The sequence below is a fragment of the Streptomyces sp. YS-3 genome (assembly GCF_045257485.1).
Classification (GTDB): Bacteria; Actinomycetota; Actinomycetes; order Streptomycetales; family Streptomycetaceae; genus Streptomyces.
Genome location: NZ_JBJHPC010000009.1, coordinates 22,283 through 38,229, shown reverse-complemented (window position 1 = coordinate 38,229; position 15,947 = coordinate 22,283). Strand labels below are relative to the sequence as shown.

The window sequence follows — 15,947 nt, the reverse complement described above, 5'->3', positions numbered from 1 at the left end:
CCCCACCGGACCCCCGGCCCATGGTTCGGTGAAGCCGTGGGGGGCACGACCGAAGCCCGGTCAGGACAACGGCGTTCTGTCGGCACGAGGAAGACCCATCCACGAAGACCCGTCCGCACAACGAAAAGGTCCCCGGACGATTCGTCCGGGGACCTTCTGCACTGTGGGGCTAACAGGATTTGAACCTGTGGCCTCATCCTTATCAGGGATGCGCTCTAACCAACTGAGCTATAGCCCCGCCGCGCTCTGCGGGGTGTCCCCCCGCGCGCTGACCTCTGAAGATTAGCGCACGTGGGGGCCAGTCCCAAAATCGATGGCCGCCCCCGGTCCGACCTGCGGCGACCCGCGCTACTCGTCCTCGGCGAGCGTGAGCTCGATGCCGCCCACGAAACCGGCCGAGAGGTTGTAGATGAACGCGCCGAGCGTCGCCAGCGCGGTGGCGAGCACCACGTCGATGACCGCGATCACCGAGGTGAACATCAGCACACGCGGCAGCGACAGGAAGGACTGCAGATCGAAGCCGTTCGACTCGTTGGAGCCGGTGGCCTCGCTGATGGTCCCGCCCACCGACGAGAAGACGCCCATGGCGTCCATGACCATCCACAGCACCGCCGACGCCACCACCGTGCACACGCCCAGCGCGATGGAGAGCAGGAAGCTGACCTTCATCACCGACCACGGGTCGGCCTTGGCCACCCGCAGCCGTGCCTTGCGCGTCCGCGGCGTCGTGCGCGCCCCCGTGCGGGGGCGGCGGACGGCGGGGCCGCCGCCGCGCTGCTGACCGCCCTGCGTCCCGTTCTGGGACGGATAGGCCTGCGGCGGGTGGTACGGCTGCGCGGTGCCCGAGGAGGGCTTCTCGCGCTCGCCGGGCAGCGCCCCGTAGTCGGAGCGGGCCTCAGGCCCGCGGGTGTCGGTCACCGTTACCCCCTGGGAGTCCGCGGCAGGGCCACGGGCACCGTTCGCTCCGGAAGCGGCCGATCCGGCGCCCGTGGATCCACTCACGCTTTACTCCTCGTGCTCCCCGGCCGAGGGCTCGATGCCCTCGACTGCGGCCTCGGCAGACTCGCCCTCAGCCATGTCGATCTCGGTCCCCTCGGGACCGTCGACCTCTTCAGCCTCGCGACCGGCCTCGGCGTTACGAGCGATGCCGACGACGGCATCGCGCTTGCCCAGGTTGATCAGTTGGACGCCCATGGTGTCACGGCCCGTCTCCCTGACCTCGTTGACTCGCGTACGAATCACACCACCGCCGAGCGTGATGGCGAGGATTTCGTCCGTCTCCTCGACCACCAGCGCGCCGACCAGCGAACCCCGGTCCTCGACGATCTTGGCGGCCTTGATACCGAGGCCACCGCGACCCTGGACGCGGTACTCGTCGACGGGGGTCCGCTTCGCGTACCCGCCGTCGGTGGCGGTGAACACGAAAGTACCGGGCCGGACGACATTCATCGAGAGCAGCTCGTCGCCTTCGCGGAAACTCATCCCCTTGACGCCGGAGGTGGCGCGGCCCATCGGGCGCAGCGCGTCGTCCGTCGCGGTGAAGCGGATGGACTGCGCCTTCTTGCTGATGAGCAGCAGATCGTCCTCGGCGGAGACCAGTTCTGCGCCGATCAGCTCGTCCTCGCCGCCGGCCTCGGTCTCCCGGAGGTTGATGGCGATGACACCACCCGATCGGGGCGAGTCGTAGTCCTTGAGCGACGTCTTCTTCACCAGACCGGACTTGGTGGCGAGGACCAGGTAGGGCGCCGCCTCGTAGTCGCGGATGGCGAGGATCTGGGCGATCTTCTCGTCCGGCTGGAAGGCCAGCAGGTTCGCCACGTGCTGGCCGCGCGCGTCCCGGCCGGCGTCCGGCAGTTCGTACGCCTTGGCCCGGTAGACCCGGCCCTTGTTGGTGAAGAACAGCAGCCAGTGGTGCGTGGTGGAGACGAAGAAGTGGTCGACGATGTCGTCCTGCTTCAGCTTGGTGCCCCGTACGCCCTTGCCGCCGCGCTTCTGCGACCGGTAGTCCTCGGTCTTGGTGCGCTTGACGTAGCCGCCGTTGGTGATGGTGACGACGATGTCCTCTTCGGCGATCAGGTCCTCGATGGACATGTCACCGTCGAAGGGCACCAGCTTCGAGCGCCGGTCGTCGCCGAACTTCTCGACGATCGCGGCCAGCTCCTCGCTGATGATCTGGCGCTGGCGCTCGGGCGAGGCGAGGATCGCGTTGTACTCGTTGATCTTCGCCTGGAGCTCGTCGTGCTCGGCGACGATCTTCTGGCGCTCCAGGGCGGCGAGCCTGCGGAGCTGCATCTCCAGAATCGCGTTGGCCTGGATCTCGTCGATGGAGAGCAGGCCCATCAGGCCCTCGCGCGCGACGTCGACGGTGTCGCTGCGCCGGATCAGCGCGATGACCTCGTCGATCGCGTCGAGCGCCTTGAGCAGACCGCGCAGGATGTGGGCGCGCTCCTCGGCCTTGCGCAGCCGGAACCTGGTGCGCCGGACGATGACCTCGATCTGGTGCGTCACCCAGTGGCGGATGAACGCGTCCAGCGAGAGGGTGCGCGGCACGCCGTCGACGAGCGCCAGCATGTTGGCGCCGAAGTTCGTCTGGAGGTCGGTGTGCTTGTACAGGTTGTTGAGGACGACCTTGGCGACCGCGTCGCGCTTGAGCACGACGACCAGGCGCTGGCCGGTACGGGAGCTGGTCTCGTCCCGCACGTCGGCGATGCCGCCGACTTTGCCGTCCTTCACCAGGTCGGCGATCTTCTGGGCCAGGTTGTCGGGGTTGACCTGGTACGGAAGCTCGGTGACCACCAGGCACTGGCGGTTCTGGATCTCCTCGACCGCGACCACGGCGCGCATGGTGATGGAGCCGCGCCCGGTGCGGTACGCGTCCTCGATGCCCTTGCGGCCGACCACGAGGGCGCCGGTCGGGAAGTCGGGGCCCTTGATGCGCTCGATGAGCGCGTCCAGGAGCTCCTCGTGCGAGGCGTCGGGGTGCGACAGGAACCACTGGGCGCCGTCCGCGACCTCGCGCAGGTTGTGCGGCGGGATGTTGGTGGCCATACCGACCGCGATGCCGGCGGAGCCGTTGACCAGCAGGTTCGGGAAGCGCGCCGGCAGGACCGTCGGCTCCTGGTTGCGGCCGTCGTAGTTGTCCTGGAAGTCGACGGTCTCCTCGTCGATGTCCCGGACCATCTCCATGGCCAGCGGCATCAGCTTGCACTCGGTGTACCGCATGGCGGCGGCCGGGTCGTTGCCCGGGGAGCCGAAGTTGCCGTTGGAGTCCACCAGCGGCATCCGCATCGACCAGTGCTGGGCGAGGCGGACGAGCGCGTCGTAGATCGAGGAGTCGCCGTGCGGGTGGTACGTGCCCATGACGTCGCCGACGACGCGGGCGCACTTGTAGAAGCCCTTCTCGGGCCGGTAGCCGCCGTCGTACATCGCGTACAGCACACGGCGGTGGACGGGCTTCAGACCGTCCCGTACGTCCGGCAGCGCGCGCGAGACGATGACGGACATCGCGTAGTCGAGGTAGGAGCGCTGCATCTCCGTCTCGAGCCCGACGGGCTCGATGCGCAGGACAGGTTCTTCCTCGGTGGGTTCAGTGGTCGCGGGAGTGTTCTCGTCGGCCATTGCTGGTTCTCAAGTCCTTTCGAAGCGGTCAGCGACGGACCGACTCAGATGTCGAGGAAGCGGACGTCCTTGGCGTTGCGCTGGATGAACGAGCGCCGCGCCTCGACGTCCTCGCCCATCAGCACCGAGAACAGGTCGTCGGCCTGGGCCGCGTCGTCCAGGGTGACCTGGCCCAGGACGCGGTGGTCGACGTCCATGGTCGTGACGCGCAGTTCCTCGGCGTTCATCTCGCCCAGACCCTTGAAGCGCTGGATCGAGTCCTCGCGGATCCGCTTGCCCGACTGCTTGCCGAGCTCCACGAGCGCGTCGCGCTCACGGTCGGAGTACGCGTACTCGAAGTCGTCCCGGCCCCACTTGATCTTGTAGAGCGGCGGGCGCGACAGGTACACGTGCCCGGCCTCGACCAGCGGCCTCATGAAGCGGAAGAGGAAGGTCAGCAGCAGGGTGTTGATGTGCTGGCCGTCGACATCGGCGTCCGCCATCAGAATGATCTTGTGATAGCGGAGCTTCTCGATGTCGAAGTCCTCGTGGACTCCGGTGCCGAAGGCCGAGATCAGCGCCTGGACCTCGGTGTTCTGCAGGATCTTGTCGATACGGGCCTTCTCGACGTTCAGGATCTTGCCGCGGATCGGCAGGATGGCCTGGTACATCGGGTTGCGGCCGGACTTCGCCGAACCACCGGCGGAGTCACCCTCGACGATGAAGATCTCGCACTTCGTCGGGTCGTTGGACTGGCAGTCGGAGAGCTTGCCGGGCAGGGAGGCGCTCTCCAGCAGGCCCTTGCGTCGGGTCAGGTCGCGCGCCTTGCGGGCGGCGACACGGGCCGTCTGCGCCTGGATGGACTTGCGGATGATGTCCGCGGCCTCGTTGGGATTCCGGTCGAACCAGTCGGTCAGGTGCTCGTGCACCAGCTTCTGGACGAACGTCTTCGCCTCGGTGTTGCCCAGCTTGGTCTTGGTCTGGCCCTCGAACTGCGGCTCGCCCAGCTTGATCGAGATGATCGCCGTCAGACCCTCGCGGATATCCTCGCCGGAGAGGTTGTCGTCCTTCTCGCGCAGCAGCTTCTTGTCCCGGGCGTACCGGTTGACCAGGCCCGTGAGCGCGGCGCGGAATCCCTCCTCATGCGTACCCCCCTCGTGCGTGTGGATGGTGTTCGCAAAGGAGTAAACGCCCTCGGTGTACTGGGAGTTCCACTGCATCGCGATCTCGGCCGAGAGCATGCGCTCCTTGTCCTCGGCCTCCACGTCGATCACGGTCGGGTGGATCAGCTCACCCTTGCGCGAGTTCAGGTACTTCACGAAGTCGACGATGCCGCCCTCGTAGTGGTACGAGACCGAGAGCGCGCGCTCCTCCTCCGACTCCTCGGCCGAGTCCGCCCCGGAGACGGCCTTGGCCGACTCCCGCTCGTCCGTGAGCTTGATGGTGAGGCCCTTGTTGAGGAAGGCCATCTCCTGGAAGCGCCGCGCGAGCGTCTCGAAGGAGTACTCGGTGGTCTCGAAGACGTCCGGGTCGGCCCAGAACGTCACCGTGGTGCCGCTCTCCTCGACCGCCTCGTGCTTGGCGAGGGGGGCGGTGGGGACGCCGAGCTTGTAGTCCTGCGTCCAGCGGTAGCCGTCGCGCTTGATGTCGACCGCGAGCTTGGTCGACAGGGCGTTCACCACGGAGACGCCGACACCGTGCAGACCACCGGAGACGGCGTAGCCACCGCCGCCGAACTTGCCGCCCGCGTGCAGCACGGTCAGGACGACCTCGACGGCCGGCTTCTTCTCCACGGGGTGCATGTCCACGGGGATGCCGCGGCCGTTGTCGACGACGCGCACGCCGCCGTCGGCGAGGATCGTGACGTCGATCGTGTCCGCGTGGCCGGCGAGGGCCTCGTCGACGGAGTTGTCGACGACCTCTTGCACCAGGTGGTGCAGACCGCGCTCGCCCGTCGAGCCGATGTACATGCCGGGTCGCTTGCGGACCGCGTCCAGACCTTCGAGGACGGTGATGGCGCTGGCGTCGTACGAGGCGGTGACCTCGCCGTTCTGGCCGGCGGCAGCGGACGGGGTGTTCTCGTTGGGGTTGCCGGAATCGGCCACGAAGCGCCCTTTCTGGCACAGCACAGCCTTCCCCTGGGCAGACAGGAGCAGCTGCGTCGTTCAGCGATGGTCAGCGCCGGGCGGTGCCGTTGGGGGCATCACCCGACCGCGTCATTTCGGTGGGTCCCGCGAGGAGGGCGGGATTATTGACCAGTCTACCGGTAGCGCCGACATGAATGGGGGTTTGCCGGTACCTGAGTCCGCATGTGCCGCCCTGAGCGGGCGGCGTCCGACTCCCCATATCCGAGCAGGGGCTCTAAGAGCCTCACGCGGGCATTCAGCGCTTCGGCCTGTCAACCTCCGGCTACCGTGAGGGACGCCTCACCCGTACCGCCCGGTTTCCCGCCGCGCGGAGGGTGCGCGGATGGTGCGCGCAGGATGCCGACGGAGGTCTGCGCTGCTGCTTCCCGCCCCTGACGGCGGTCCGCCGCAGTCGGGGCGTCGCGCGGGCACGCGCGCGTGGGAGAAAGAAGGACGGCGGGCACACATCGGGGACAGGGACGACGGCCCGAGCAGTCACGCGGCCTCCCGGGGCCCCTCACCCGTACGTGTCGCCCGGTCCCGTGCTTCCCGGGGCCCGCAGGCGCCCGTACCGCGTCGGCGGCCCGCCAGGCCCCAGGACCTTGATCATCCGTACCGTGCCGTGGCCCAGGTCGGCGTTGAGCCGGGCCACCAGCTGGGGCGCGAGCAGACGCAGCTGTGTCGCCCACGCCGTGGAGTCGCACTGCACCGTGAGAACGCGCTCGTCGGGGTCCTCGTCGTAGCGCAGCGGCACGCAGTGGTTGGCCAGGTCGTCGCCGACGATCTGCGGCCAGCGGCCCATCACGCCGCCCACCGCGGCCGGGGTCTCCCAGCCGCGCTCGGTGATCAGCCGGTTGATGGCGGCGCCCAGCGGCTGCGGGTCGCGCCCGTCGGCCCGGGCGCCCGAGCGCAGGCCGCCGCCGCGGCGGGCCTGCTTCTTCTGCTGGGCCGCGGCGCCCCGCGCCTTGGCCTGCTCCTTGGCCGCGCGCAGCGCCACGCGCGCGAGGTCGACGCCGGAGGACTCGGGAACCCTGGGTGCCGGCGTCTCGTTTCCGGAGTGCTCGCTCATACCCGCGCCACCTCTCCCGCGGCGACCTCGTACCGGGCCCCGGCGAGGACGGCCGGCACATCGTCGTCCACGGCCGCCGTGACCAGCACCTGCTCGCCCGGGGCGACCAGCTCCGCCAGCCGCTCGCGGCGCCGGACGTCCAGCTCCGCGAAGACGTCGTCCAGGACCAGCACCGGTTCGTTGCCCTCGGCCCGCAGCAGGTCGTAGGAGGCGAGCCGCAGCGCCAGGGCGTAGGACCAGGACTCGCCGTGGCTGGCGTACCCCTTGGCCGGAAGCCGGCCGAGCTTGAGCAGCAGGTCGTCGCGGTGCGGCCCGACCAGGGTCACCCCGCGCTCGATCTCCTGCTTGCGTACGTCGGCGAGCGCGGCGATCAGCTGCCCGTACAGCTCCTCGCGGCCGGCCGCCTCGCCCTGCGCCGACGGCTTGTACTCCAGCGCCACCGGCCCGCCGCCGGGCGCCAGCGCCTCGTACGCCTTGTCGGCGAGCGGCTGGAGCGTCGCGATCAGGTCGAGCCGCTGGGCGAGCAGCTCCGCCCCGACCCGGGCCAGATGCTGGTCCCAGACGTCGAGCGTGGACAGGTCCATGCCGCGGCCACCGTGGCGCCGGGCCATCGCCGCCGACTTCAGCAGGGTGTTGCGCTGCTTGAGGACGCGGTCGTAGTCGGAGCGGACGGCCGCCATGCGCGGGGAGCGCGCGGTGACCAGCTCGTCCAGGAAGCGGCGCCGCTCCCCGGGGTCGCCCTTGACCAGCGCCAGGTCCTCCGGCGCGAAGAGGACGGTCCGCACTATCCCCAGCACGTCACGCGGTTTGACCTGCGAGGACCGGTTGATACGGGCCCGGTTCGCGCGGCCGGGGTTGAGTTCCAGCTCGATCAGCTGGGAGCGCTCGCCCTGGGTCACGGCCGCGCGGATGACCGCCCGTTCGGCGCCCATGCGCACCAGGGGCGCGTCCGAGGAGACGCGGTGGCTGCCCAGGGTCGCCAGATAGCCGACCGCCTCGACGAGGTTGGTCTTGCCCTGGCCGTTGGCCCCCACGAACGCGGTGACGCCCGGGTCGAGCGGAACCTCGACCCGGGCGTACGAGCGGAAGTCGGCCAGCGAGAGATGCGTGACGTGCATGGTGGTGCGCCGACCTCCCCCGGCCCTGCCAACAGCCTGTGGATTACTTCTTGGACTCGACCGCGTGGCCACCGAACTGGTTGCGCAGCGCCGCGATCATCTTCATCTGGGGGGAGTCGTCCTGCCGGGACGCGAACCGCGCGAACAGCGACGCGGTGATGGCGGGCAGCGGAACGGCGTTGTCGATGGCCGCCTCCACGGTCCACCGGCCCTCGCCGGAGTCCGCCGCGAAGCCGCGCAGCTGGTCGAGGTGCTCGTCCTCGTCGAGGGCGTTGACCGCCAGGTCCAGCAGCCAGGAACGGATGACCGTGCCCTCCTGCCAGCTGCGGAAGACCTCGCGGACGTCGGTGACGGAGTCGACCTTCTCCAGGAGCTCCCAGCCCTCGGCGTACGCCTGCATCATCGCGTACTCGATGCCGTTGTGGACCATCTTGGCGAAGTGGCCGGCGCCGACCTTGCCCGCGTGGACCGAGCCGAACTCGCCCTCGGGCTTGAGCGCGTCGAAGACCGGCTGGACCTTCGCCACGTTCTCGGCGTCGCCGCCGTACATCAGCGCGTAGCCGTTCTCCAGGCCCCAGACGCCGCCGGAGACACCGCAGTCGACGAAGCCGATGCCCTTGAGGCCCAGCTCCACGGCGTGCTTCTCGTCGTCGGTCCAGCGCGAGTTGCCGCCGTCGACGACGACGTCGCCGGGGGAGAGCAGCTCCGCCAGCTCGTCGATGGTCGACTGGGTCGCGGCACCGGCCGGGACCATCACCCAGACCACCCGCGGACCCTTGAGCTTGCCCACAAGTTCTTCGAGGCTGTGGACATCGGCGACGTCCGGGTTGCGGTCGTAACCGATGACGGTGTGGCCTGCGCGGCGAATCCGCTCGCGCATGTTGCCGCCCATCTTGCCGAGGCCGACGAGACCGAGCTCCATCACATGATCCTTTGACGTTGTGGCGTTCGTACCCGTGTCCGAGACTACGCCCGGACCTGGGTACACACCTGTGGGGTCGGCCGCTCAGACGAACGCGGCTCCGCACCGGTCAGCCAGGTCAGCCGGAGAGGCGCACCGGCATGATCAGGTACTTGTACGCGTCGTCCGCCTCGGCGTCGAGCGCGGGCTTGCCGCTCAGCAGCGCCGGCTTGGTCGAGGTGGTGAAGGAGAGCTGCGCGACCGGGGAGTCGATGGCGCTCAGGCCGTCGAGCAGGAAGGTCGGGTTGAAGGCGATCGAGATGTCGTCGCCCTCCAGGTTGGCGTCGACCCTTTCCACAGCCTGTGCGTCGTCGCTGGAGCCCGCCTCCAGGATGAGCACGCCCTGCTCGAAGCTGAGCCGGACCGGCGTGTTGCGCTCGGCGACCAGGGAGACGCGCTTGACCGCCTCGACGAAGGGCGCGGTCTCGATCACCGCGACCGAGTTGAACTCCGTGGGGAACAGCGTCCGGTACTTCGGCAGGTCGCCTTCGAGCAGGCGGGTGGTGGTCCGCCGGCCGGCGCCCTCGAAGCCGATCAGGCCCTCACCGGCGCCCGAGCCCGACAGCGCGAGCGTGACCGTGTCGCCGCTGGTCAGGGCCTTGGCGGTGTCCAGGAGCGTCTTGGCGGGCACCAGGGCGACCGCGGACGCGTCCGGGTTCTCCGGCTTCCACAGGAACTCGCGGACCGCGAAGCGGTAGCGGTCGGTGGAGGCGAGGGTGACCGTGTCGCCCTCGATCTCGATCCGCACACCGGTCAGCACAGGCAGGGTGTCGTCGCGCCCGGCGGCGATGGCGACCTGGGCGGCGGCGGAGGCGAAGATCTCACCGGGAACGGTGCCGGTCGCGGTCGGCATCTGCGGCAGCGCCGGGTACTCCTCCACAGGAAGGGTGTGGAGGGTGAAGCGGGAGGAGCCGCAGACCACCGTCGCCCGTACACCGTCTGTGGAAATCTCCACCGGGCGGTTGGGGAGGGCGCGGCAGATGTCGGCGAGCAGGCGGCCGGAGACGAGCACCGTGCCGTCCTCGTCGACCTCGGCCTCGACCGAGACCCGCGCCGAGACCTCGTAGTCGAAGCTGGAGAAGCTGAGGGCGCCGTCCTCCGCCTTCAGAAGAAGGCCCGCGAGCACGGGCGCGGGCGGACGGGCCGGGAGGCTGCGGGCCACCCACGCCACCGCCTCCGCGAGAACATCGCGCTCCACCCGGATCTTCACCGGAACCGCCTCCTGCTGTTGCTGGCTCGCCCTGCTGGCTTTCGTCGTCGGCTGTATCGCCGGGGACCAGTCTGACGTACGCCGCTGACACTCGGTGCGAGTCGGGGTCAAGTCGTGCCGAGAGGTCCGGGAGCCGCCGGGCCCGAGTTGTGCACAGCCCCCACTTCGAAGCGGAATCCGAGCTAACTCTAAGTGGCAGTAGTAGTAGGGCCTGTGGAAACGGTGGATAACCCCGTTTTCGCAGGTCAGACCCGGTTTTTTGTCCACCGCGCCTGTGGGTGGAGCCGGTGGACAACTCACCGGTTCTGTGGACACCCGAAAGTTCTGCACACCCGATGCACAGGCAGGGCCTACTTCTCCCCAGAGCTGTCCCCAGCTTTACCCCGGTTCCCCACAGGCCAACCCGGCTCGTTGGTGTGACGCCTTTCACTCGACCCGGTGACGGGGGGTGTTGCGTTGCCGAACAGTGGACAGCGCTGTGGAGAAGCTGTGGGCAACATGCCCCAGCCTGTGGGCCGCCGGTGGACAACTTTGACCACAGGCTGTGGACAGAGATTTCGTCCACAGCCTGTGGAGGGCGCTCGCGCACAAATCCACAAGCACTTGACCTGGGGTGATGGAGTATCAGGGCGACAGCCTGTGGAAGCAATCTGGACAACTGAACAGTCCCCAGGGTGTGGACGGGGAAAAGTCCCCGAATCTGTGGAGAACCCCCGCTGACCGGCATGTATTCGAACACCGGCGGCCCCCGCGAGCCGTACGGAACGGCCGCGCGGACCGTCCACAGAGGTGGGGACGACCGCCCGCGCGCGCGTGGCGGGCCGTTTCCGGGCGACGAAAAGGGCGCCCGGGACGGTGTCCCGGGCGCCCTGAGAGGCTCTGTGAGCGGTCCGTCTCAGCCGTTCTTGATGCGGTTGGTGAGCTCGGTGACCTGGTTGTAGATGGAGCGCCGCTCCGCCATCAGCGCGCGGATCTTGCGATCGGCGTGCATCACCGTGGTGTGGTCGCGACCGCCGAACTGCGCGCCGATCTTCGGCAGCGAGAGATCGGTGAGCTCACGGCACAGGTACATGGCGATCTGGCGGGCCGTCACCAGGACCCGGCTGCGCGAGGATCCGCACAGGTCCTCGACGGTGAGCCCGAAGTAGTCGGCGGTCGCCGCCATGATGGCGCCGGCCGTGATCTCGGGCGCCGAGTCCTCCCCGCCGGGGATCAGGTCCTTCAGCACGATCTCGGTCAGCCCGAGGTCCACCGGCTGCCGGTTGAGCGACGCGAACGCCGTCACCCGGATCAGCGCGCCCTCCAGCTCCCGGATGTTCCGCGAGATACGGGAGGCGATGAACTCCAGCACCTCCGGCGGGGCGTTGAGCTGCTCCTGCACCGCCTTCTTACGGAGGATCGCGATACGCGTCTCCAGCTCCGGCGGCTGCACATCGGTGGTCAGACCCCACTCGAAACGGTTCCGCAGCCGGTCCTCCAGCGTCATCAGCTGCTTGGGCGGCCGGTCGGAGGAGAGCACGATCTGCTTGTTGGCGTTGTGGAGCGTGTTGAAGGTGTGGAAGAACTCCTCCTGCGTCGACTCCTTGCTCGCCAGGAACTGGATGTCGTCGACCAGGAGGATGTCCACGTCCCGGTACCGCTTGCGGAAGGTGTCGCCCTTGCCGTCGCGGATGGAGTTGATGAACTCGTTGGTGAACTCCTCGGAGCTCACATAGCGCACCCGCGTGCCGGGATAGAGGCTGCGGGCGTAGTGCCCGATGGCGTGCAGCAGATGCGTTTTGCCAAGGCCCGACTCCCCGTAGATGAAGAGCGGGTTGTACGCCTTGGCGGGCGCCTCGGCGACGGCCACCGCCGCCGCGTGCGCGAACCGGTTCGAGGAACCGATGACGAACGTGTCGAAGAGGTACTTGGGGTTCAGCCGGGCGTGCGGCTCGCCGGGACCGCCCGGCTGGGGCGCCGAGGAGGACGAGGGGCCGCCCATCGGACGCGGGCCGCCGCCACCCTGCTGCGGGCCGCCGTGGTGCTGCTGGGACGGCGGCTCGGGGAGCTCGTGGCGCTCCGGCTTGTACGGCTGCCGCTCCTGCTGCTCGTACTGCTGGTGCTGCTGGTGCTGGTGCTGCTGCTCGTACTGCGAACGCTCGGGCATCTGCGGCTGCCGGTAGTCGTGCTGCGGCTGCTGCGGGCGGGCGGTCGCGTACGGGTCGCGCTCCTGGAAACCGCCGAGGCGCTGCTGCTGCCAGGACAGGTCCTCCTGGGCACGCGGCCAGGCGCCGGGCTCGGGGCGCTGCTGCTGGTACTCCGGATAGGCCGGGCGAACCGTCGGCAGTCCGTCGTCGGCCGGGCGGCCGTAGGAGTCGTCCTGGTAGCGCGGGGGCTGCTGCTGCGCGGACTGGCCCCCGCCGCCGGGAGGCTCGCCCACGGAGTCGTCGACGGTGATCGCGATCCGGATCGTGCGCCCGCACTCACGGCTGAGCGTGTCGCTGATCAGCGGGGCCAGCCGGCCCTCCAGGACGCGCTTGCCCCATTCGTTGGGGACGGCGAGCAGCGCGGTGTCGGCGACCAGGGCGAGCGGCTGGCAGCGCTCGATCCACTGCTTGTCCTTGGGCTCGATGCCCTGCTGGCCCTCCCCGAGGAGCTGCTCCAGCACTCGTGGCCACACTGCGGCAAGATCGGCAGGTACGTCAGCCACAAGGCACGCTCTCTCGCAGGTCCCACGAATGTGTGGTTCTCGGGACGGGATGGAAGGACAGGCAAGGACAGAAAGGAAAAGAGTCGGGGTCGAGCCACGGTAGTCGGGGCGACTGACGTGGTTCAAGTTGTTGTCCACAGGCTGTGCACAGTGGCCCCCGTGAAGAGGCTGGTTTGACCGGATGGCGTAGCCGCGCGTACCGTAACCAGGTCGAGTTGTCGATGGCTGCTGCCGCCTGCCTCCGATGGGCAAAGATCACGGTCTGTGATCGTGAAGCGGTGCACTTGGGCGTTGTACGAGCTTCGTGTATTGCGAGCTTCTCGTGGGCGCACGGTGACAGCCAGGCGATGTCCCGCCACCACCGAATCATTTCTGGAGCCCCCGAGTGAGCAAGCGCACCTTCCAGCCGAACAACCGCCGTCGCGCCAAGACCCACGGCTTCCGCCTGCGGATGCGTACCCGTGCCGGCCGCGCCATCCTCTCGAACCGTCGTGGCAAGGGCCGCGCCAGCCTGTCCGCCTAATCGCATACAGGTCATGACGTGCTGCCTACCGAGAATCGGCTGAGGCGGCGCGAAGACTTCGCGACCGCGGTACGCCGAGGACGCCGGGCCGGTCGCCCGCTCCTCGTCGTCCATCTACGCAGCGGTGCAACGGACCCGCACGCGCCTGGGGAGAGCGCTCCCCCGACGCGTGCGGGTTTCGTCGTCAGCAAGGCCGTGGGTGTAGCGGTCGTCCGCAACCTGGTGAAGCGCAGGCTTCGCCATCTGATGCGCGATCGGCTGTCCCAGCTGCCCCCCGGTAGCCTGGTGGTCGTACGAGCATTGCCCGGCGCGGGTGATGCCGATCATGCACATCTGGCCCGAGACCTGGACGCCGCCCTCCAGCGGCTGCTGGGAGGGGGTGCGCGATGAAGTACCCGCTGCTGGCCCTGATCAAGCTGTACCAGTGGACGATCAGCCCGCTGCTCGGGCCCGTCTGCAGGTACTACCCGTCGTGTTCCCACTACGGATTCACGGCCATTGACCGGCATGGCGCGGTGAAGGGCACGGCACTGACCGCCTGGCGCATTCTGCGGTGCAACCCGTGGTCGCCCGGCGGCGTGGACTACGTCCCCGAACGCAAGCGCCCTCGTTGGCACGAGGCGCTGCGCAACGCCTGGCGCGGCAGCAAGGGCGGGCACTCCGCCGCTGAGACCGAGCCCAGCCCGGCCGCAGAGACCTCGCCCAATGCTCAAGGAGCCTGATTAGTGGACACGATTGCCAGTCTGTTCAGCTTCATCACCTGGCCTGTTTCCTGGGTCATCGTCCAGTTCCACAAGTTGTACGGCGCGATCTTCGGGCCGGACACGGGCTGGGCCTGGGGACTGTCCATCGTGTCCCTGGTGGTGCTGATCCGGATCTGTCTGATCCCGCTCTTCGTGAAGCAGATCAAGTCGACCCGGAACATGCAGGCGCTCCAGCCGAAGATGAAGGCGATCCAGGAGCGCTACAAGAGCGACAAGCAGCGTCAGTCCGAAGAGATGATGAAGCTGTACAAGGAGACGGGCACCAACCCGCTCTCCTCGTGCCTTCCCATCCTGGCGCAGTCGCCGTTCTTCTTCGCCCTCTACCACGTGCTCTCGGGCATCGCGAGCGGCAAGACCATCGGCGTGATCAACCAGCCGCTGCTGGAGAGCGCCCAGAAGGCCCACATCTTCGGCGCCCCGCTGGCCGCCAAGTTCACGGACAGCGCCCACAAGGTCGAGAGCCTCGGCGCCACGCTCACCGACGTCCGCGTGATCACCGCGATCATGATCGTGATGATGTCCGCGTCGCAGTTCTTCACCCAGCGCCAGCTGATGACGAAGAACGTCGACCTGTCGGTCAAGACGCCGTTCATGCAGCAGCAGAAGATGCTGATGTACGTCTTCCCGGTCATGTTCGCCGTGATGGGTATCAACTTCCCCGTCGGTGTCCTCGTCTACTGGCTCACCACCAACGTGTGGACCATGGGCCAGCAGATGTACGTGATCAACCAGAACCCGACGCCGGGTTCCAAGGCGCAGGCCAGCTACCTGGAGCGGCTGAGCAAGAGCGTCGCGACCCACAACGAGGTGCGGGGCAAGCGCCGCCGGGCCGTCGTGCAGGCGATCGTGGCCAAGGGCCCGGACCGCAACGACAACGAGCGCAAGTTCATCTCCGGTCTGGCCAAGCAGGGCTTCGCGGCCCAGGCGGACGGCACCGTGGTCAAGAGCGACCCCGCGGTGGCCGAGGCGGAGGCCGCCGGCGCCAGGCGCCAGCAGCCCAAGCGCCTGACCAAGGCCCAGCGCCAGGCCGGTGCGACCGCCGCGCAGGGCGGCGGCGACGGTGAGGAGCCGGCGAAGACCTCGCTGGACAAGGGCACGTCGGACGAGGACGCCGAGGCGAAGCAGGACGCGCCGCAGGCGGCCAAGTCCAAGACGGCGGGCAAGCCCGCCTCCGGTACCGCACGCAGCAAGGCCCAGTCCGGACAGCGCAAGGGTCAGCAGCGGCCCAAGCACCCGTCCAAGAAGTAAGAAGGAGTCCATCCGTGACGGAAGGCACCATCCCGGCCGCCGAGGGTGTCGACACCCTGTCCCGCCTGGAGCAGGAGGGGGAGATCGCCGCCGACTACCTGGAGGGCCTGCTCGACATCGCCGACCTGGACGGCGACATCGATATGGACGTCGAGGCGGACCGTGCCGCGGTCTCGATCGTCAGCGACGCCGGCAGCCGTGACCTGCAGAAGCTCGTCGGCCGTGACGGTGAGGTGCTGGAGGCGCTCCAGGAGCTGACGCGGCTGGCCGTGCACCGGGAGACGGGTGACCGCAGCCGTCTGATGCTCGACATCGCGGGCTTCCGGGCCAAGAAGCGTACGGAACTGGCCGAACTGGGTGCCAAGACCGCGGCCGAGGTCAAGAGCTCGGGCGAGCCGGTGAAGCTCCAGCCGATGACGCCGTTCGAGCGCAAGGTCGTGCACGACGCGGTCGCCGCGGCCGGTCTGCGCAGCGAGTCCGAGGGCGAGGAGCCGCAGCGCTTCGTCATCGTGCTCCCCGCCTGAGCGGTCTGTAGTTCTCTGCCGGGGATCCCGGGGGCCCGTCCCCCGGGATCCCCGGCCTCGGCCCCGTCTGTTCGCAGACGGGGCCGATCTTTGTCAGCCTGATAGTCAAGCCACCCAG

At 68.7% G+C, this 15,947-nt stretch carries 13 protein-coding genes and 1 tRNA gene; 5 read left to right on the top strand and 9 right to left on the bottom strand.

The features are described from left to right. Nucleotides 1–164: 164 nt before the first annotated feature. The 9 genes from ACJA3G_RS01975 to dnaA all read right to left on the bottom strand — a co-directional run bounded on the left by ACJA3G_RS01975 (nt 165) and on the right by dnaA (nt 12,770). Nucleotides 165–238: transfer RNA gene (locus ACJA3G_RS01975), tRNA-Ile, on the bottom strand. A 110-nt stretch (nt 239–348) separates the two neighbouring features. Then, nucleotides 349–918 carry a DUF3566 domain-containing protein gene (locus tag ACJA3G_RS01970; protein WP_406551084.1) on the bottom strand — a complete coding sequence of 190 codons (570 nt, stop codon included), beginning with the start codon at nt 916–918 and terminating at the stop codon, nt 349–351. 87 nt (nt 919–1,005) lie between these two features. Continuing rightward, entirely contained in the window at nt 1,006–3,618 is a 2,613-nt protein-coding gene (gene gyrA / locus ACJA3G_RS01965) for a DNA gyrase subunit A (protein ID WP_406551083.1), read from the bottom strand. A gap of 44 nt (nt 3,619–3,662) precedes the next feature. Continuing rightward, the gene (gyrB, locus tag ACJA3G_RS01960; protein WP_406551082.1) at nt 3,663–5,726 is read right to left on the bottom strand and encodes a DNA topoisomerase (ATP-hydrolyzing) subunit B; all 2,064 of its coding nucleotides are present in this window, start codon (nt 5,724–5,726) and stop codon (nt 3,663–3,665) included. A gap of 514 nt (nt 5,727–6,240) precedes the next feature. Continuing rightward, nucleotides 6,241–6,792, bottom strand: a complete 552-nt coding sequence (locus ACJA3G_RS01955; protein WP_406551081.1) for a DUF721 domain-containing protein — start codon at nt 6,790–6,792, stop codon at nt 6,241–6,243. After that, nucleotides 6,789–7,910 carry a DNA replication/repair protein RecF gene (gene recF, locus ACJA3G_RS01950; RefSeq protein WP_406551080.1) on the bottom strand — a complete coding sequence of 374 codons (1,122 nt, stop codon included), beginning with the start codon at nt 7,908–7,910 and terminating at the stop codon, nt 6,789–6,791. The genes ACJA3G_RS01955 and recF overlap by 4 nt, the downstream gene beginning before the upstream one ends. 43 nt (nt 7,911–7,953) lie before the next feature. Next, nucleotides 7,954–8,832, bottom strand: coding sequence for a phosphogluconate dehydrogenase (NAD(+)-dependent, decarboxylating) (gene gnd / locus ACJA3G_RS01945; RefSeq protein ID WP_067162137.1), 879 nt, complete (start codon nt 8,830–8,832; stop codon nt 7,954–7,956). A 118-nt stretch (nt 8,833–8,950) separates the two neighbouring features. Then, entirely contained in the window at nt 8,951–10,081 is a 1,131-nt protein-coding gene (dnaN, locus tag ACJA3G_RS01940) for a DNA polymerase III subunit beta (protein ID WP_406551079.1), read from the bottom strand. An 895-nt stretch (nt 10,082–10,976) separates the two neighbouring features. Beyond that, nucleotides 10,977–12,770 carry a chromosomal replication initiator protein DnaA gene (gene dnaA, locus ACJA3G_RS01935; protein ID WP_406551078.1) on the bottom strand — a complete coding sequence of 598 codons (1,794 nt, stop codon included), beginning with the start codon at nt 12,768–12,770 and terminating at the stop codon, nt 10,977–10,979. A 385-nt stretch (nt 12,771–13,155) separates the two neighbouring features. Between dnaA and rpmH the strand changes: the two genes are divergently transcribed. Genes rpmH through ACJA3G_RS01910 form a run of 5 tightly spaced genes read left to right on the top strand, consistent with a single transcriptional unit; the run spans nt 13,156 to nt 15,829 of the window. After that, entirely contained in the window at nt 13,156–13,293 is a 138-nt protein-coding gene (rpmH, locus tag ACJA3G_RS01930; protein WP_406551077.1) for a 50S ribosomal protein L34, read from the top strand. A gap of 18 nt (nt 13,294–13,311) precedes the next feature. Next, nucleotides 13,312–13,683: a ribonuclease P protein component gene (gene rnpA, locus ACJA3G_RS01925; RefSeq protein WP_101389153.1), complete on the top strand. Its 372-nt coding sequence runs from the start codon at nt 13,312–13,314 to the stop codon at nt 13,681–13,683. Next, nucleotides 13,680–14,015 carry a membrane protein insertion efficiency factor YidD gene (gene yidD, locus ACJA3G_RS01920; RefSeq protein WP_358833464.1) on the top strand — a complete coding sequence of 112 codons (336 nt, stop codon included), beginning with the start codon at nt 13,680–13,682 and terminating at the stop codon, nt 14,013–14,015. The genes rnpA and yidD overlap by 4 nt, the downstream gene beginning before the upstream one ends. Nucleotides 14,016–14,018: 3 nt before the next feature. Continuing rightward, nucleotides 14,019–15,305 (top strand): membrane protein insertase YidC, encoded by a 1,287-nt coding sequence (gene yidC / locus ACJA3G_RS01915; RefSeq protein ID WP_406551076.1) that lies wholly within the window; start codon nt 14,019–14,021, stop codon nt 15,303–15,305. A gap of 14 nt (nt 15,306–15,319) precedes the next feature. Further along, entirely contained in the window at nt 15,320–15,829 is a 510-nt protein-coding gene (locus ACJA3G_RS01910) for a protein jag (protein ID WP_406551075.1), read from the top strand. Nucleotides 15,830–15,947 lie beyond the last annotated feature (118 nt).